Source organism: Streptomyces shenzhenensis (genome assembly GCF_003688995.1).
Lineage (GTDB): Bacteria > Actinomycetota > Actinomycetes > Streptomycetales > Streptomycetaceae > Streptomyces > Streptomyces shenzhenensis_A.
Genome location: NZ_PENI01000048.1, coordinates 24250 through 42361, shown reverse-complemented (window position 1 = coordinate 42361; position 18112 = coordinate 24250). Strand labels below are relative to the sequence as shown.

At 73.9% G+C, this 18112-nt stretch carries 16 protein-coding genes; 5 read left to right on the top strand and 11 right to left on the bottom strand.

The features are described 5' to 3' along the window. Positions 1 to 134 precede the first annotated feature (134 nt). Positions 135 to 1142, bottom strand: a complete 1008-nt coding sequence (locus CTZ28_RS42555) for a zinc-binding alcohol dehydrogenase family protein (protein ID WP_183154867.1) — start codon at positions 1140 to 1142, stop codon at positions 135 to 137. Positions 1143 to 1308: 166 nt separating this feature from the next. Between CTZ28_RS42555 and CTZ28_RS42550 the strand changes: the two genes are divergently transcribed. From CTZ28_RS42550 to CTZ28_RS42530, 4 genes are all read left to right on the top strand, one after another. Continuing rightward, positions 1309 to 2103: a VOC family protein gene (locus tag CTZ28_RS42550; RefSeq protein ID WP_121895129.1), complete on the top strand. Its 795-nt coding sequence runs from the start codon at positions 1309 to 1311 to the stop codon at positions 2101 to 2103. Between the two features lie 46 nt (positions 2104 to 2149). Then, complete coding sequence (locus CTZ28_RS42545) at positions 2150 to 2830, top strand: ribonuclease H family protein (protein WP_398657876.1); 681 nt, start codon at positions 2150 to 2152, stop codon at positions 2828 to 2830. Positions 2831 to 3308: 478 nt separating this feature from the next. Beyond that, complete coding sequence (locus tag CTZ28_RS42535) at positions 3309 to 4292, top strand: aldo/keto reductase (RefSeq protein WP_121895127.1); 984 nt, start codon at positions 3309 to 3311, stop codon at positions 4290 to 4292. A gap of 46 nt (positions 4293 to 4338) precedes the next feature. Beyond that, positions 4339 to 4824 (top strand): DUF6328 family protein, encoded by a 486-nt coding sequence (locus CTZ28_RS42530; RefSeq protein WP_121895126.1) that lies wholly within the window; start codon positions 4339 to 4341, stop codon positions 4822 to 4824. Positions 4825 to 4841: 17 nt separating this feature from the next. Here CTZ28_RS42530 and CTZ28_RS42525 read toward each other — a convergent pair whose 3' ends face one another. From CTZ28_RS42525 to CTZ28_RS42480, 10 genes are all read right to left on the bottom strand, one after another. Continuing rightward, entirely contained in the window at positions 4842 to 5267 is a 426-nt protein-coding gene (locus CTZ28_RS42525; RefSeq protein WP_121895125.1) for an SsgA family sporulation/cell division regulator, read from the bottom strand. Between the two features lie 62 nt (positions 5268 to 5329). Further along, on the bottom strand, positions 5330 to 6379 hold the full coding sequence (locus CTZ28_RS42520) for a hypothetical protein (protein ID WP_183154866.1): 1050 nt from the start codon (positions 6377 to 6379) through the stop codon (positions 5330 to 5332). A gap of 130 nt (positions 6380 to 6509) precedes the next feature. Further along, positions 6510 to 8093, bottom strand: a complete 1584-nt coding sequence (locus CTZ28_RS42515) for a serine/threonine-protein kinase (protein ID WP_121895124.1) — start codon at positions 8091 to 8093, stop codon at positions 6510 to 6512. A gap of 198 nt (positions 8094 to 8291) precedes the next feature. Next, entirely contained in the window at positions 8292 to 9251 is a 960-nt protein-coding gene (locus CTZ28_RS42510) for a threonine/serine dehydratase family protein (RefSeq protein ID WP_121895123.1), read from the bottom strand. A gap of 133 nt (positions 9252 to 9384) precedes the next feature. Next, positions 9385 to 10062, bottom strand: coding sequence for an AIM24 family protein (locus CTZ28_RS42505; protein WP_121895122.1), 678 nt, complete (start codon positions 10060 to 10062; stop codon positions 9385 to 9387). Positions 10063 to 10127: 65 nt separating this feature from the next. Then, positions 10128 to 11522 (bottom strand): CAP domain-containing protein, encoded by a 1395-nt coding sequence (locus CTZ28_RS42500; RefSeq protein ID WP_121895121.1) that lies wholly within the window; start codon positions 11520 to 11522, stop codon positions 10128 to 10130. An 87-nt stretch (positions 11523 to 11609) separates the two neighbouring features. Then, positions 11610 to 12830, bottom strand: coding sequence for a serine hydrolase domain-containing protein (locus CTZ28_RS42495; protein ID WP_121895120.1), 1221 nt, complete (start codon positions 12828 to 12830; stop codon positions 11610 to 11612). A 530-nt stretch (positions 12831 to 13360) separates the two neighbouring features. Beyond that, on the bottom strand, positions 13361 to 13708 hold the full coding sequence (locus CTZ28_RS42490) for a UBP-type zinc finger domain-containing protein (protein ID WP_121895119.1): 348 nt from the start codon (positions 13706 to 13708) through the stop codon (positions 13361 to 13363). Next, positions 13705 to 15165, bottom strand: coding sequence for an ATP-binding protein (locus CTZ28_RS42485; RefSeq protein ID WP_121895118.1), 1461 nt, complete (start codon positions 15163 to 15165; stop codon positions 13705 to 13707). Before CTZ28_RS42485 ends, CTZ28_RS42490 begins: the two co-directional genes overlap by 4 nt. Continuing rightward, positions 15162 to 16838, bottom strand: a complete 1677-nt coding sequence (locus CTZ28_RS42480) for an NAD(P)/FAD-dependent oxidoreductase (RefSeq protein ID WP_121895117.1) — start codon at positions 16836 to 16838, stop codon at positions 15162 to 15164. The genes CTZ28_RS42485 and CTZ28_RS42480 overlap by 4 nt, the downstream gene beginning before the upstream one ends. A 188-nt stretch (positions 16839 to 17026) precedes the next feature. Between CTZ28_RS42480 and CTZ28_RS42475 the strand changes: the two genes are divergently transcribed. Further along, positions 17027 to 17899: a universal stress protein gene (locus CTZ28_RS42475; protein ID WP_121895116.1), complete on the top strand. Its 873-nt coding sequence runs from the start codon at positions 17027 to 17029 to the stop codon at positions 17897 to 17899. The last annotated feature ends 213 nt before the right edge of the window (positions 17900 to 18112 follow it).

The window sequence follows — 18112 nt, the reverse complement described above, 5'->3', positions numbered from 1 at the left end:
CTCGCCCGCGACGTCGGACCCGTGCCCGGTCCACAACGGCCTGCGCGCTCGCGCGTGCGCGGCGCAGGGATGCCGGAGGAGCCGACCGGGCACGACCGGACACGGCCGGACACGGCCGGGGCTCGCGTCCGGGCTCAGGTGAAGTCGTTGACCAGTACCGCCGCGCCGTCGAAGCGGCCGGCCTTGAGGTCCCTGAGCGCCTGCGGGGCCCGCGACAGCGGATACGGATGCGTCGTCGCGCGGACCCCGTGCCGCGCGGCCAGGTCCAGGAACTCCCGGCCGTCCGCACGGGTGTTGGAGGTGACGCTGCGCAGCTCCTTCTCGTAGAACAGGTCGGTCTCGTAGCGCAGCGCCGGCACATCGCTGAGGTGGATGCCCGCGACGGACAGCACACCGCCCCGGTCGAGCGCCCGCAGGGCGACCGGCACCAGGTCGCCGACCGGGGCGAACAGGACGGCGGAGTCCAGCGGCTCGGGCGGCGCGTCGTACGCGTCGCGCGCCGAGGCGGCACCCAGGTCGAGGGCGAGCCGCCGGGACGGCGCGCCGCGGGTCAGGACGTGCACCGTGGCCCCCTGGGCGAGCGCCACCTGGGCGCACAGATGCGCGCTGCCCCCGAAGCCGTACAGCCCGAGCCGGCCGCCCGGCGGCAGCGCGGCCCGCCGCAGCGCGCGGTAGCCGATGATCCCGGCGCACAGCAGCGGGGCCAGCGCCACGTCCTCCACGGCGTCCGGCAGCCGGTAGGCGAACGCGGCCGGCACGGTCGTGTACTCCGCATAACCGCCGTCGGCGTCCCAGCCGGTGTACTCCGAGCGCGGGCACAGGTTCTCCGCGCCCCGACGGCAGTAGGCGCAGCTGCCGTCGGTGCGCCGCAGCCAGGCCACCCCGACCCGGTCGCCCACGGTGAAGTCCGCGACGGCCGCGCCCGCCCCGGCGACCTCGCCCACCACCTCGTGCCCGGGCGTCACCCCGGCCCGGCGCGCCGGCAGGTCCCCCTCGGTGACGTGCAGGTCGGTGCGGCACACCCCGCAGGCGCGCACCCGCACCAGCAGCTCGTCGTCCCCCGGGACCGGCACCGGCCGTCGCACGAGCCGGAGGGGCTCCCCCTCCACCGGCCCCGGAGCGGCCACCGACCACGCCCGCATCGTCCCTGCCGCCGTCGAGTCCGTCATGCCGTGCCCCGTCCCGTCGCAGCCCGCCGTGGACCGCCGCCGCTTCCAGTCTCGGGCAGGCCCGCCCGTTCGGCGCGCGGGCCGCAGCCGGGATGGCTAGCGTGAGAGCGGGGAACGTCTCACGTGAGAGGGCCGAGCCATGGCCGTACCACCCGAGGGAACCCCTTGCTGGGCCGATGCGATGTTCAACGATGTCGAGGGCGCCAAGACCTTCTACGGCGAGGTCCTCGGCTGGACCTTCGGCGCGGCGTCGGCGGAGTTCGGCAACTACACCCTGGCCTACGCGGACGGCAAGGCGGTGGCGGCCGTCGTCCCGCCCATGCCCGGCCAGGAGGCCCCGCCGCAGTGGTGTCTGTACTTCGCCTCGGCCGACGCCGCGGCGACCGCCGCCCGGATCCGGGACAACGGCGGCGAGATCGTGATGGAGCCGATGCAGGTCGGCGCGTTCGGCTCCATGTGCCTGGCCCGTGAGCCAGGCGGCGCCCTGTTCGGCGTGTGGCAGCCGGGCAGCCACGAGGGCTTCGAGGCGACGGCGGTGCCCGGCGCGTTCTGCTGGGCCGAGGTGTTCACCCGTGAGCCCGAGACGACGGACGCGTTCTTCTCCGCCCTCTTCTCCTACCGTGCCAAGCAGGTCGAGGACGACGCCGTCGACTTCCGGGTGTTCGACCTCGGTGACGCGACCGTGCTCGGCCGTATGAAGATGACGGACGACTTCCCGCCCGAGGTGCCCTCGTACATCAACGTCTACTTCGACGTCGCCGACTGCGACGCGGCCGTGGCCACGGCCGCCGAACGGGGCGGCATCCTCCGCTTCGGCCCCATGAGCAGCCCATTCGGCCGGTTCGCGGCGATCAGCGACCCGCAGGGCGCGAACTTCTCGGTGATCGACACCGCGACCACCCAGGGCGAGATGCCGCCGCTCAGGGACGTCTGACCGGCGGCGGACGGAGGGCCCGCGCGGCCATGGCATGATCGTGCCCATGCGTGAACGTGTGGTGGCCGCGTGCGACGGGGCTTCGAAGGGAAACCCCGGCCCGGCGGGCTGGGCCTGGGTGGTGTCCGACGAGGCGGAGGCGCCGGCCGGCTGGGCGGCCGGACCGCTCGGCAGAGCCACCAACAACGTCGCCGAACTGACCGCTCTGGAACGCCTGTTGGCGGCGACCGACCCCGGGCTGCCGCTGGAGGTCCGGATGGACTCGCAGTACGCGATGAAGGCCGTCACCACCTGGCTGCCCGGCTGGAAGCGCAACGGCTGGCGGACGGCGGCCGGCAAGCCCGTCGCCAACCAGGAGCTGGTGGTGCGCATCGACGAGCTGCTCACGGGCCGCTCCGTCGAGTTCCGCTACGTCCCCGCCCACCAGGTCGACGGTGACCCGCTGAACGACTTCGCCGACCGGGCGGCCAGCCAGGCGGCCTCCGCCCAGGAGCCGGCGGGCAGTGCCCTCGGCTCACCGGAGCCGCCGTCGTCGTCCGGCACGCCGGCATCCGCGGGGTCCCGGCGCAAGGCACCGCGCCGGACGGGTGGCGGCTCCTCCGGTCGCACCATCAAGGCCAAGTTCCCCGGCCGCTGCGGGTGCGGCCGCCCGTACGCGGCCGGCGAGCCCATCGCCAAGAACGACCAGGGCTGGGGCCACCCGGAGTGCCGCACCGCCGAGGCCTGACCGGGCCCGCTCCCTAGTCGTGCCGCGCGCCACCTTCCGTGCCCGGGTGACCGCACGCCTGGCCGGCCCGGCGGCCCCGAGGCGGGCAGTGCCCTCGGCTCACCGGAGCCGCCGCCGTCGTCGTCCGGCACTCCGGCATCCGCGGGGTCCCGGCGCAAGGCACCGCGCCGGACGGGTGGCGGCTCCTCCGGTCGCACCATCAAGGCCAAGTTCTCCGGCCGCTGCGGGTGCGGCCGCTCGTACGCGGCGGGCGAGCCCATCGCCCGAGGCGGGCCTGCGTGCCGAACTCGCCGTCGCCGCGCTCGTCGGCCCGGCGTCATGTGCGCAATTGCCCGCGTCTGCGCATGCCGCCGTCGCCGGGCGTCACGGGCTCGTCATCCAGGCCCAGTTGACCCCCGGGCCTGATCCCGGGCGGCGACCGCGATCCCCCGGAGCGGGCCGTTCCGCGCGGGCCGTTGGCGGATGACACACTGACCGCATGGACGAACGCGTAATCGGCAGGTCGGGGCAGCGGGCATCGGTCGTCGGCCTCGGCACATGGCAGCTGGGCGCCGACTGGGGCGACGTGGACGACAAGGAAGCACTCGCCGTGCTGGAGGCGGCGGCCGAGTCGGGAGTGACGTTCTTCGACACGGCCGACGTCTACGGCGACGGCCGCAGCGAGCAGACCATCGCCGGGTTCCTGCGCGGCAGGCCGGACCTGCGCGTGCTGGTGGCCACGAAGATGGGCCGCCGCGTCGACCAGATCCCGGAGAACTACGTCCTCGACAACTTCCGCGCCTGGAACGACCGGTCGCGGCGCAACCTCGGCGTCGACCGCATCGACCTGGTGCAGCTGCACTGCCCGCCGACGCCCGTGTACTCCTCGGACGAGGTCTTCGACGCCCTGGACACCCTGGTCGCCGAGGAACGGATCGCCGCGTACGGCGTCAGCGTGGAGACCTGCGCCGAGGCACTGACCGCGATCGCCCGGCCGAACGTGGCCAGCGTGCAGATCATCCTCAACCCGTTCCGCATGAAACCGCTGGCCCAGGTGCTGCCCGCCGCCCGGGAGGCGGGCGTCGGCATCATCGCGCGGGTGCCGCTGGCCTCCGGCCTGCTGTCCGGCAGGTACACCAGGGACACGGTCTTCGCCGCCAACGACCACCGCACGTTCAACCGGCACGGCGAGGCCTTCGACCAGGGCGAGACGTTCTCCGGCGTCGACTACGACACCGGCGTCGAGGCCGCGGCCGAGTTCGCCGCCCTCGCCTTCGACGGGTACACCCCGGCCCAGCTCGCGCTCCGCTGGATCGTCGAACAGCCCGGCGTGACCACCGTGATCCCGGGCGCCCGTACGCCCGGCCAGGCCCGCGCCAACGCGGCTGCCGCCGGACTGCCGCCGCTGTCCGCGCAGACCCTCGCCGCTGTCCGGGACCTGTACGACCGCCGGATCAAGGCGCAGGTGGAGGACCGCTGGTAGGGGTACCCGCCGTTTGACGGACCGGCGGGACGGTTACCCGCATCGCATGACGCAGGCGGGTGGCCGTACGGGGCGCGACGAGAGCGACGAGGAGCGGGCCGACCGGATGTGGAGCGAACTCATCCAGGAGGTCCGCGTCGCCCAGACGGGCGTGCAGATCCTGTTCGGCTTCCTGCTCACCGTCGTCTTCAGTGCCGAGTACGACCACCTGGACCACGCCGACCGGGTCATCTACACCGTGACCGTCGTGCTCGGCGCCTGCTCCACCGGCGCCCTCATCGGACCGGTCTCGCTGCACCGCATGGTCTCGGGGCGACGGGTGAAACCCCGGGCGGTCGACTGGGCGTCCCGGCTCACCTTCGTCGGCCTGTTCCTGCTGCTGGCCACGATGGCCGCCTCGCTGCTGCTGATCCTCCGGGTGGCCACGAAGGACCCCGCCGTGGCGTGGCTGGTCGCCGCGGTGGTGGCCTGGTACGTCCTGTGCTGGTACCTGGTGCCGCTGTGGGTGCGCCGCCGTCACACCATGCGCTGAGCCGGCACCGGAGGCCGTCACCCCGCGGCGAGGATCTCCGCGAGGACGTCGTCGACCGGTACCTCCTCCCGTCCCGGCGGCACGGCCTCGCGGGACTCCCGCAGGAACGCGGCGACCGCGGGCGCCCACGCGTACACCACCGCGTGGTGCCGGCCGCCGTCGGGCCTGACGTCGCCGAGGAGGTCGATGCGCAGCTCCTGCCACATCCCGGTGGCCACCGGGCGCAGCCGTACGTCCCCGATGCCGACCGGCCCGCGCAGGCCCTCGGCGAGCATCTCGCGGTCCAGCCGCCAGCGGGCGAGGACATGGCCGTCGTGCCCGAACACCGCCGTGACGGCGAACGGGTCGCCGGCGTCGTAGGTCAGATGGGCGAGCACGGTGAAGCGGCCCGTGCCGCCCGCCTGGAGCTGCACCACCAGGGACTTGTGCACGCGGGGTTTCACGTCTGGGCCTCCCGGGACGGTCGCCGTAGTGCCCTCCAGTACCCCTGTGGAGCGCGAGTTGCTCAGTCGCCCGCCTGATTTCCTCCTGCCCCGCGCAGCGCGTCGAGACAGCTCCCGATCGCCCGCTGGAGCTCCTCCAGGCGCTGGACCATGTCGTCCTCGTAGAAGTCCTGGGCGTCGTCGAAGGTCAGCTCCTCGAACGCCTTCGTCGCCTTGTGCAGGCTGCTGTAGAACTTCGTCCGCCGCTCCTGGACCCGCAGTTCGGGATCGGCCTCGACCGTCTCGGCCACCAGGGACCGCATGGTGTCGTAGGCCTCGGTGGCCCACTCGCCGGGGTCCTCGCCGTCGTTCAGCTCGTCGAGGAGCGACAGATGCCGCTCGGCCTCCTGGCGCACCGTGACCGGCGCGTCCACGGACTGCCCGGCCGGGGTCCGGATCAGGCCCGACTCGGCGATCTGCCGGACGTAGCCGATCCGGTCCGCCGACCGGCTCTCGCTGGCGACGGCCTTCTTCAGGTCGTCGGTGCGCACCACGTCGCGCGCCAACTCGGCCTGCAGATCCGGGTCTTCACGCAGCCGGTCGAGGAGTGCGGTGCGCGCCGCACGGGCGGTGGAGGGGTCGGCGAGGATCGCGGCGCGCAGCGCGGTGGGGTTCTCGGCGACTTCGAGGGCCTTGGTCGGCCGGATGCCCTCCGCCTCGGCGGCCTCCGTGATGGCGACGCCGCGCTCCGAGGCGGCACCGGAGCGGGAGACGTAGTAGGACTGCCAGGCGTCAGCGTCCGGGAGATCGACCTCCTGGCCCGGCGCGAGCGCCTCGAAGTGCGGGACGAGCCCGTCGTCGGCGGCCCGGTCCCAGGCCTTGTAGTAGCGCATGACCCGCTCGGCTGAGCACCCGGCGAGGTCCGCGAACTCCTTCGCCGACACCTTCGGGCTCTCGTCCGCGCCCTGTCCGCCCGGCCGCACGCTGCGGGCGACCAGCAGGCCGAAGGCCCAGCCTCCGGTGCGTACATGGGCCCCGAAGGCGTGCGCGTCGCGCGCGACGAGTTCGGAGCGGGGCGCCGGGGACGGCGCGGACGCGGGGGACATCTCGGCCGGGTCGATCGCTAAGGTCACGGAGAACTCTCCCGTAGGCGTGGCACGATGGGCCCGCGCAGGACGGCGCGGGCACAGAACGGCAGCCTATATCGACCCGTTGGTGCTGCTTTGTCAGGACGCCGCGATGAGATCGTCCTCGGGCGGCCGCTCAGTTGTCCTGCGCGCGGAACGTGCGCAGGAACGTGTCGAGGGCGGACCGGCTGTCCGCCGAGTCCCAGGCGCCGGCCGCGGCCGTGAACCGCAGCGAGTAGCCGCGGTGGCCGCCGAGCAGAAAGCCCCGGCCGAAGGTGCGCACCCGGTCGCTCCCGGTGCCCGAGAGCCACTCCATGTCGGCGGCCTCGTACCCCTGGTACCTGGTCGCCCGGACGGTGCCGATCCGGCGGAAGCCGCCGAGCCGCTCCAGACCGGGCTGGACGTCGTCCCGCCAGACGGCGACCGGGTCCGGGCCGAGGCGCTCGCTGTAGGTGACGGACAGGGTGCGCGGGTCGGAACCGCCCGGACCGTAGGTGACGCGGTACGAGCGGTCGCCCCCGCGCGCGGTGCGCAGCCGCTTCCAGCCGTCGGGCAGGGCCACGGTGAAGCCCTCCGGGGCGGTGTGACCGCGGTAGCCGTTCGGCAGGACGTTCCCGCCCGGGGCGGCCGGCGCGGTGGCCGAGGCGGTCGGGGCCGGGGTGGGCGCGGCCGCGGGGGAGGAGCCGGTGGGGGTGGGCGCGGCGGACGTCCGGGGCGGCGGCACGGCCGCCGAGGGCTCGGTGCCGGGCAGGTCCCGGGTCGCGTACAGGACGGCCCCGGAGACGGTGACGACGGCCAGTGCGGTTCCCGCGGCCACGGTCCGTCCGCCCCACCCCCGGCCGGTGCGCCGCACGGCGGCGCGCAGCCGGGCCCCGGGACCGGTCGGCGCGCCGTCCCGCGCGTCCTCGGCGAGCACGCGGGTCAGGGCCTCGCGGGCCAGCGGCCGTGGCAGCCGCTCCCCGGACTCCTTGCGCAGCAGCCCCTGCACCGCCGGGGTCAGCGGGCCCGCGCGCAGCGGCGTGCGCAGCGGCAGCCGGTCCACGCCCCTGAGCGTGGCCTCGGGCCCGCCCCGGTCGCGGAACGGCGGCCGGCCCTCGGTCATGGTGTAGAGGATGGCGCCGAGCGCCCACAGATCGGCGGCCGGGCCGATCCGCTGGTCGCGGGCCTGCTCGGGGGAGGCGTACGACGGTGCGGTGACCCGCGGGACGAGGGTGGCGCCCGCCCAGCCGAACCCCGTGACCACGACCGGGCCCTCGGCGCGGACGAAGACCTGGCCGGGGCTGAGTTCGCCGTGGGTGACGCCCTCCCCGTGCGCGGCCTCCAGCACGTCGAGCAGTTCCAGGCCGATCCGGGCGGCCCGCGCGTAGGGAAGCGCGCCCTGCCGGGCGAGGAGTTCGTCCAGGGGCATGCCGTCGATCCACTCGGCGACCGTCCACAGCGCGCCCGCCTCCTCGGCGGCGTCGAGGACCGTGGCGACCCGGCCGGGGCAGAGCCGCGCCATGACCTCGGAGGCGCGCAGGACCCGGGCGGCGGTCAGCCGCCCGGTCTCCGGCGTCCCGCCCGCCGGGAGCTCCACCCGGGTCACCAGGCGTGGCCGCCCCGTCGCGGCGTCCTCCGCGTACCAGCAGACGCGGTTGGTCCCGCGCTGGACGACCTCCAGCAGCCGGTACCGTCCGGCCGGCCACTCGTGCGCGCGGACCTGTGTCTCGGCCATGGCCATCCCTCGCTGAACCCCTGCGTCGTCTTTCCCAGGAGTACGCGGGGCGCGACGCGGAGTGTTCAAAGGACCGGCAACTCCGGGACGATTCCTGCCTTTTGTTCAACGTCTCGGCGCGGTCCGCGCCTTCGGGAGAACGGAGGGTTACCGAGGGCCGTCCCGGAGGTGACCGGCGGCAGGGGCCGCGCCGCCGGCCGCCCGTCAGCGCAGCCCGAACCGCTCCGTCCAGGCCATGACCTCTCCGGGCGTCGCGTTGCCCCCGCACACCACAAGGCCGAGCCGGGCGCCGCCGCCCACCCGGGCCAGCACCTGACGGGCCGCGGGCAGCAGACAGCCGGCGGCCGGCTCCGCCCACACCTTGGCGTGCTCGGCGAGATCGAGACAGCCCCGCACGGCCTCCCGGTCGGGGACCACGAGGACGTCCTCGACCAGCGCGGCGACATGGTCGTACGTGAGCCGGGACACGGACGGGGCGCTCAGCGTGGTGACCACCGAGGACAGCGCGACCGGTACCGGCCCGCCGGCGGCCAGCGCCTCGGACATGGCCTGGGCGCCCTCCGTCTCCACCCCCCACACGCGCACGCCCGGCCGGCGGGCGCGCAGCGCGGCGGCCACCCCGGCGATCAGCCCGCCGCCGCCGACGCTGACGATCACGTCGGTCAGCTCGTCGGCGTCGTCCGCGAACTCCAGCCCGACCGTGCCCTGCGCGGCGATCACGACGGGGTCGTCGAACGGGTGGACCAGGGTAAGACCCTCGTCCCGCAACTCCTTCACCAGCGCGAACGCGCTGTCCATGCCGTCGGTCAGCCGCAGCGTCGCCCCGGCCTCCCGCGCGATCCCGATCGAGCGCGCGGGCGCCGTCTCCGGCATGACGACCGTCGCCTTCACATCGAGGGCGGCGGCCATCACCGCGAGGGCGATGCCGTGGTTGCCGCCGCTGACCGCGACCGCTCCGGCCGCACGCTCGGCCGCGCTCAGCGACAGCAGCTTCGCCGTGGCGCCGCGCGCCTTGAACGAGCCGGTGCGCTGGAGCAGTTCGAGCTTCGCGGTGACGGGGGCGCCGAGCAGCGCGGACAGGCCGGGACTCGGCACCGTCGGGGTGCGTACGACGTGTCCGGCGATGCTGCGTGCCGCGGCTTCGATGTCCGAGATGCCGATCAAGGCTGTCACCCTTTCCGGCGCGGTGGAGGGCGAGGAGAACCGCGCCGATGGGCACCTTCACCCGGGGACGCCGCGCAGGTCAACTCCGGTTGAACGGATCAGGGCCCGGCGGGCCGCGCGGCCCGCCGGCGCGTCAGTGCTGCTGGGCCTTCTGCGGGGTCGCCTCGCTCGGGCGCACCACGACGTACCCCTCGCCCTGGAGCATCAGCTGCACCGCCTCGCCGGAACCGCCGCGCAGCATCGAGCCGATGGACTGGGAGCGGTGCAGCGAGGTCTGCAGCCGGGCGGTCCAGCCGACCACCGCGTCCGTGTCCACGTACACGGGGTACTGCGGGGAGACCGGTATGACCAGCGGGGTCCCCTCGCAGACCAGGCCCAGCCGGCCGTGCCCGCTGAAGACGCTGTTGAACAGGCCGCCCCCGGCGATGCCCGAGCCCTTGACGGTCTTGATCTCGTACGCGAGCGAGGCGTCGAAGCACAGCACGTTGCGCCCGTTGACGGTGAACTGGTCGCCGGGCTCGATCTCGACGACGAAGCAGTTCTGCGCCTCGTGCGCGAACCACGCCTCGCCCTGGCCGCGCACCGTCATCAGGGGCAGTCCCTCGCCGGTGACCGCGCGCTTGAGCATGCCGCCCACGCCCTGGCCCTTGCGTTCGAACTGCAGGCCGCCGCGGTACGCGATCATCGCGCCCTGGCGTGCGAGCATCTCGCCGTCGACGGCGTACTTGATGCACTTGGAGTTCTCGACGGACATGCCGGGCTCGACGGCCGGGCGCACCATGTGCTCACTGGAAAAGAGATCACCCTTCATGTGGGCATGGTGTCCCGGAGCGCTCCGTTCCGCCAAGATCACGGCACGTGGTCGCGCGGGCGCGGTCAGCCGCCGAAGAGCTGCGTCCAGTACGTTCCGGTCCGGCCGCCCCCGACGAAGCCGACGCCGATGTGGGTGAAGTCCGGCTTCAGGATGTTGGCGCGGTGGCCCGGGCTGTTCATCCAGCCCTCCACCACCTCGGCGGCGGAGCGCTGGCCGCAGGCGATGTTCTCGCCGATCGTGCGCCGCCGGGACCCCGCGGCGGCGGCCCGGTCCCACGGCTGTGAGCCCTCGGGCGAGGTGTGGGAGTAGAAGTCGCGGGCCACCATGTCCGCGCTGTGCGCCTGCGCGGCGGCCGTGAGCAGTGGATCGACGGCCAGGGGAGCGAGCCGCGCCCGGCCGCGCTCACGGTTGGTCAGCTCGACCACGTCCGCACGGCTGCGCGCCAGCTCCTCGGGGGTCAGGGGCCTGGCCCACACCGCCGTCCAGTAGGTGTCGCCCGTGCGCGGGCCGAGGGTGTACGCGATTCCGGCGTGGGTGAGGGCCGGATCCTGGAGGGTGCGCCTGGCCTGCTCGGTGCGCAGGCAGTACGCGACGAACTCGGCGGGGGTGCGCGGTCCCGAGACCAGGTGCTCGCCGACGGTCGCGTACGCGAATCCGGCCGCGGTGATCCGCTGGTGGAGCGAGGTGCCGTCCGGGCTCTCGGTGGCGAGGCGGCCGGCCTCGGCCATCGCGGCCGCATGGGCACGCGCGGCGGCGACCAGCCGGGCGTCGAGGACGACGGGCGGCGCGCCGGCCCGGGCGCGGGCGGGGTTGACGAGGGCGAGGCAGCCCTCGGGATCGGGCGCGGGGAAGACGGCGGCACCGGATGCGGGGGCGGCGGCGAGGCCGGACCCGGGGGGAGCCGCGAGGCCGGACGCGGGGGAGGCGACGCGGCCCCCGGGCGCGCGGGAGGCGGCGGCGGGAGCGGGCGCCGGGTCGTCGTCGGTCACCTCCAGCCCGAAGTCCCGGGCGAGTCCGGCCAGTCCGTCGGCGTACCCCTGCCCGATCGCCCGGAGCTTCCAGCCGGTGCCCCGGCGGTACAGCTCGGCGAGCAGCAGCACGGTCTCGGGCCCGGGGCGCGGCGGGTCGAACCGGGCGACCGGGCGGCCCTGCTGATCGCTGACCCGCAGGGTGGCCGCGGGCAGCCGGCCGAGGGGCGTGCCGGGCTCGGCGGCGCTGACGGCCACCGTGACCCGGACGGCCCCCGCGCGCAGCCGGGCCGGTTCCACGCTCAGCGTGTCGCCGCGCAGCCGGACGCCCGGGGCGGCCGGCTGGTTGTAGAACACGAAGTCGGCGTCGCCCCCGGCCTTCCCGCTCTCACCCGTGACGATCGCGGACACATCGAAGGGGCCGGGCACCCGCAGGGTCAGCGTGCCGCCCGGCAGGGGCAGATTGCCCCCGGGAACCAGCTCGCTCATCGCACCGCCCAGGAGAAGTGGAGGTCCGGGGCCGGTGGGCCCTCAGGGCAACGCCCGGGCAGCGTGCGATGGTTCCCGCGGGGTCGGTCAGCGGCGCACCACCGAAGGGGCGACGTCCTCGGTGCGCTCGAAGACCGTCCTGGCCCGCTTCGGATTCGACTGCTTCCCGCAGAACGCCGACTCCAGCGTGCCCGCCATCGTGTTGAGCACCTTGGTGTTGTTGGAGGTGTTGGCGAGCGCGCTGACGCTGCGCCGGCCGTCCTTGCTGGTGAACGCGTAGGTGTAGTAGCCCTGGACGACGCCCGTGTGGCCGTACACGGAGACGCCGCAGGACAGGGTGCGGCGGCGCAGCCCGAGGCCGTACGCCGTCGTGCTGTTCACCTTCTTGAAGCGCTCCATCTCCCGGAGCGCGGTGGACGAGAGCAGCTTGCCGCCGGCGAGCGCGGACAGGAAGGTGTTGAGGTCCCGGGGGGTGGAGATGATGGCGCCCGCGCTCTGCGCCCACGAGAGGGTCTGCTCGGTCGAGTCGATCAGGGCCGCCCCGGCCTTGTCGGGGGTGAGATAGCCGCGGGCGTAGCGGCCCGGGATCTTGGCGTCGGGGTGCACGTAGGACGTGTCCTTCAGCTTCAGCGGCTTGAAGACGCGGTTCTCGTACGCGGAGCGCACCGAGTGCCCGGTGAGCTTCTCGATCAGCATCCCGGCCACCACGAAGTTGGTGTTCGAGTAGGAGTAGGCGGCGCCCGGCGCGTTGGTGCGCGCCTTCTTCAGCGAGAGCTTCACCAACTGGCGGTAGGTGTAGACCTTCTTGCGCACCGACTCGAAGCCGGAGACGGTGTGCGCGAACAGGTCGTTGGTGTAGTCGTACAGGCCGCTGCGGTGGCTCAGCACGTGCCGCACCGTGATCCGGTTGTCGGGCAGCAGGCCGGGCAGATAGCGGTTGACGGACGTGTCCAGAGCGAGCTTGCGCTCGTCCACCAGTTGCAGCAGCACGACGGCCGTGAAGGTCTTGGTGACGCTGCCGACGCGGAAGCGGTCGGTGGCGGCGATGGCCCGCTGGGCGCGCCGGTCGGCGAAGCCCCGCGCCGCCGTGTACACGGATCCGTGGTCGTCGATCCGGGCCATCGCGCCGGGGGCGCCCTGCTTCACCGCCGAGCGCAGCACGTTGCGCAGCGCCGCGGTGTCCGGGGCCGGCAGCGCGGCCGCCGCCTCGGTGCGCGTCTGGCCGGGTGCCGCCTGTGCGGGCACGCCGAGCAGCGACAGCGTCACCGCGCCGAGTACCGCGCCTCTGCCCACCGTTGCTGAGATCATCCGGTCTGCACTCCCATCCTGTGATGGTCCGTCGGGAACACCCGGGGTCCGGGCGAGGCAACCTTCTCGCGTGCCGTCACCTCCGCGCGGCTGACACACAGCCGGCCGGCCGCCGTTCACCCGGTGGTGTGGCGGGCCACCGGGTGCCGGGGCGGCGGGGCACGCAGTGAGCCGGGCCAACTGCCTTCTCGGCAGCCGCTGTTTCTCCCGACGGCCGGGCTGGTGCGGGCGCCCTTCCTGGACTGGCGGGACATGGCCCTGGCCGGACCGGCCACCTGGGTCACGGGACCGCACCCGTCGACAACGATGTCAGCGGCGGCATCGGCTGCGGGGCTCGTGGGGGACTACGACTTCCTCAAGCTGGACGGCGTCGGACGCCCGGCTCCTTCATGAGCGGCGACCGGTACGTCGACGTTGCCCGCGGGAAGACGGGCGGATGTTGCTCTTCCTCGACGGCGGGGGCCATGGCCACCCCGACGACAGCGGGATGCAGGCCATGGCCGCCGCCGTCGGGCGGGCGGGGGAGTCGGTCAGCGTAGGGTCTGGGCCCAGTCGGCGGGGACGCGGCCCGCTGGGCCGGGGACCGGCTGGTCGGCCGGGTGGGCGCTCGGCGGTGCCAGTTCGGGACCGCTCTCGTACAACTCGTCGGTGACGTAGTTCCAGAACCATTCCTCGCCCGGCTCGAAACTGCGGATCACCGGGTGACCGGTGGCCTCGTGGTGCGCGGTGGCGTGCTTGGCGGGCGAGTCGTCGCAGCAGCCGATGTGCCCGCACTCCGCACAGCGCCGCAGGTGGAACCACCACCCGCCGGCCTCGTCGCACTCCACGCAGCCGGTGCCGCTCGGCGGGACGGCGGGGTCGATCGCGGCGTCGTTCATGCTGCCTCCTCAGGCGTCTCGGCGGGGGGCTCGGCGGTCAGCGGGAGCAGGACCTGGAAGCGGGTGTCGCCGGGCACCGACTCGACCCGCAGGGTGCCGTGGTGCTTGTTGACGACGATCCGCCAGGAGATGTCCAGGCCGAGCCCGGTGCCCTCGCCGACCGGTTTGGTCGTGAAGAAGGGATCGAAGATGCGGTCGCGGATCTCCGGCGCCACACCCGGTCCGGTGTCGCGGAACTCGACCAGGATCCGCTCGTGGTCCGCCGCCGTGCGGACCGTCAACGTGCCTTCGCCGTCCGCGCTGTTGATGGCGGCGACCGCGTTGTCGATCAGGTTGGTCCACACCTGGTTCAGCTCCGCCGGGTAGGCCGGCACCGGCGGCAGCGTACGGTCGTACTCCTTGACGACCTCGATCCGCGGGCCGATCTTGCCGGACAGCATCAGCAGCGTGCTGTCGAGGAGTTCGTGCACGTCCACTACTCGGTAGGGCGCCCGGTCCAGCTGCGAGTACTGCTTGGCCGCGTCGACCAGGTGCGAGATCCGGGACGTGGAGTCCTCGATCTCGTTCATCAACAGCTCGGTCTCGACGGTGTAGTTGAGCCAGCCGATCGCATTGGGCAGGATCTCCGCGCCGACCGCCGCCCCGACCTGCTCCAGCCAGTCGACGTCGAGCCCCGCCTGCACGAAGGTGGGCGCGAGCTGCCAGCCGTTGTCGATGCCGTGGTCGTCGAGCCAGTCGGTGAGGGCGTCCTCCCGGTCGGCGGCCTCCAGGGGGCTGAGCGCGGGCGCCTTGGCGACCCGTTCGGCGGTGCGTTCCTGGATCTCGACGAGATCCGCCAACGCGTCCCGGGAGAACGGGCCTTCGGCGATGACGGCCAGCTTGTGCCGCATCTTCGCCACCCGCTCGCGCAGGGTCGCGGTGGCCCGCACGGCGGCCGCCGCCGGGTTGTTCAGCTCATGCGTGAGACCGGCCGACAACGAGCCGAGCGCCAGCAGCCGTTCACGCTGTCCGACGGCCGCCTGCGTGCTCTTCGAACCGAAGAACAGCCCCTCCAGCAGATGCACCGCCATCGGGAACCACTCGCTCATGATGTCCGCGAACGTGTCGGCGGGCAGCACGAAGAACCGCGTCGGCTCGGTGACGCGCATCGAGTTGTTGTAGAGCTGCCGCACCCGGTCGCCCAGGTAGGCCTGCATGGCGCCCGCGTACACGCCGCGCTGCGAGGTCCGGGTGACCTCGATGTCGTCGCCGGCCACCCGGCGGGACAGCACGACGGTGCCGTCGAGCATGACGAAGAAACAGGTGGCGGGCTCGCCCTCGGTGTACACCGGGCCGGGCTCGAACAGCTCCACCCGCCCCTCGTGGCACAACCGGGCGAGCTGCTCGGGTTCGAGTCGCTCGAACAGGAACAGCGAACCGATCTCCGTGGGATTGCACGGCATCAAGCGACCGCTCATGACTGCTCCAGATACCGGTGGACGAGCATCACGGCCATGGCTCCCTCGCCGACGGCCGACGCGACGCGCTTGGCGGACTCGGCGCGGGCGTCGCCCGCCACGAACACGCCGGGAACGCTGGTCTCCAGGTGGTACGGCGGCCGGTCCAGCTCCCAGCCCGCCGGGGGCCGGCCGTCGGCCGTCAGATCGGGCCCGGCCAGGATGAACCCGCGCCGGTCGCGCAGCACCGTGCCGTCCAGCCAGTCGGTGAGCGGCGCCGCGCCGATGAACACGAACATCCACTGGGCGTCGACGCGTTCCGTCTCCCCGGTCGCCGAGTCGCGCAGCGTCAGCTGCTCCAGACGGTCCGTGCCGTGCGCGGCCTCGACGACGGTGCGGGAGCGCACGAAGATGTTGGGCGCCTCGTCGATCTGCTGGATCAGGTAGTACGACATGGACGCCGACAGGTCCGGGCCGCGCACCAGCAGCGTCACCGACTTGGCGCCCCGGGCCAGGTACATCGCGGCCTGGCCCGCCGAGTTGGCGCCGCCGACGATGTACACGTCGTGGCCCTGGCAGGAGGCGGCCTCGGTCAGCGCGGAGCCGTAGAACACCCCGCAGCCGGTCAGGCCGTCGCAGCCGTCGGCGGGCAGCTGCCGGTACTGCACCCCGGTCGCCAGGATCACGCTGTGCGCCGCCACCGCGGAGCCGTCCGCGAACCGTACGATCCGGGCCGCCCCGTTGACCTCCAGGCCGGTCACCTCGCGCGCGGTGAGGATCTCGGCACCGAACTTGGTGGCCTGCCGGCGGGCCCGGTCGGTGAGCTGCGCGCCGGAGACGCCGTCCGGGAAGCCCAGATAGTTCTCGATCCGGGAGCTCTGTCCGGCCTGGCCGCCGGTCGCCGACCGCTCCACCAGCACCGTCCGCAGCCCCTCCGAGGCCCCGTACACGGCCGCGCCGAGCCCGGCCGGTCCGCCGCCGATGACGACGAGGTCGTAGAAGTCGGCCGTCGGCGTCGTCGCGAGGCCCACCTTCGCGGCCAGCTCGGGCGCCTCCGGTTCGACCAGCACCGCCCCGTCCGGGGTGATCACCAGCGGCAGCCGCTGCCCGTCCTGTCCGGCCGCGGCCAGCAGCCGCCCGCCCTCCGGCTCGTCGACCGAGTACCAGCGGTATGGCACCTGGTTGCGGGCCAGGAACTCCCGTACGTTCGAGGACCGGGCCGACCAGCGGTGGCCCACGACCTTGGTGCTGGGCACGGGCCGGTGGTCGCTGGTGCGCCACGCCTCCAGCAGGTCGTCCAGGACCGGGTAGAGCTTCTCCTCCGGCGGGTCCCACGGCTTGAGCAGATAGTGGTCGAGGTCCACGACGTTGATCGCGTCGATCGCCGCGTTCGTGTCCGCGTACGCGGTCAGCAGCACCCGGCGCGCGCCCGGGTACACGTCCAGGGCCTGTTCCAGGAACTCGATGCCGTTCATCTGCGGCATCCGGTAGTCGGCCAGGATCACGGCGACGAGGTCGCCGCGCAGCTTCAGCTCGCGCAGCGCGTCCAGCGCGGACTCGCCGGACTCCGCGCGCACGATGCGGTACGACTCGCCGTAGCGGCGCCGCAGATCCCGGGCGACGGCACGGGACACACCCGGGTCGTCGTCCACGGTCAGGATGACGGTCCGCGTCGCGTCGGCGGCCTGTGCCATGTGTCTCCCACCCCGAGCGGTCAGGTCCAGGGGCGGTGTCGCCCTCGTCACCGCACCGGTCACGCCCATCGTATGTTCGATCGTCCGGCTTCGCTCCGCTGCGCCCGCGGTACCCCCGCCGGGCCGTGCTGCGGCCCGGGTGGTGAAGACTGAACCCCGCAGACACGCGACGCCGAGGAGGCATGCACATGACTCGCCCGATCACGGCAGGGGTCGACGGTACGGAGGAGAGCCTGGCCGCGCTGGCCTGGGCGGCCCGCGAGGCCGTCCGCCGGGACCGGCCGCTGCGGGTGGTGCATGCCTGGCGGTTCCAGTCGCACGAGGGCGTCGCGGCGGCGGACCGGGACACCCAGGACGGCTGGGTGCGCGGCGCGACCGCGGAGGCGGTGCGCACGGTCACCGAGCGCCACCCGGAGCTGACGGTGTCCGTGGACGTCGTCGAGGGCCATGCCGTCGAGTCGCTGGTCGCCGCCGCGGCCGACGCGGAGCTGCTGGTGCTCGGCTCGCGTGGGCACGGAGCGGTCGTCGGGTTCCTGCTCGGCTCCGTCGGACAGCAGGTGATCGCCGCGGCCGCACGGCCGGTCGTGCTGGTGCGCGCCGGCGACCGGGCCACCACCGAGGCGTCCGGCCGGGACGTGGTCGTGGGCCAGCAGGGCGGCCCGCAGGACAGCGCCGCCGCCCTGCGGTTCGCGTTCGAGACCGCCGCGGCCCGCCGGGCCACGCTGCGCGCCGTCCGGGCCTGGACCCTGCCGCCCGTCTTCGCCTACAGCCCGGGCTCGATGAAGCTCCTCGACGACGCGGGGGGCCTGGAGCCGTACGAGAAGAAGGCGCTGACCGAGGCGCTCGCGCCGTGGCGGGAGCGGTTCCCTGCCGTCCCCGTCACCGAGCACATCGAGATGGGCAGCGCGGGCCAGGTGCTGCTGTCGCTCGCCGACCGGGCCCAGCTGATGGTCGTGGGCCGCCGCGCACACCACACGGCGGTCGGCGCCCGCATCGGCTCGGTGGCCCACGGCGTACTGCACCACGCCCCGTGCCCGGTGGCGGTGGTACCACACGCCTGACCGAGGGCCTTCCGGCGGCGAAGGGTGATTGTTCGTGCGGAGCGCGCGGCTACTGCGCAACGGTTCGGTGGCGCCCCGAAGGGGCGCGGGGAACTGCGCGCTCGGCCGCGACGGCGCCGCAGACGAACGACGGCTGACGGTGGCTCTTACTGTTGCCGTGGCAGCTGGGCAGCGCCCCGTCAGGGGCGCGGGGAACTGCGCGCCCAGCCACGA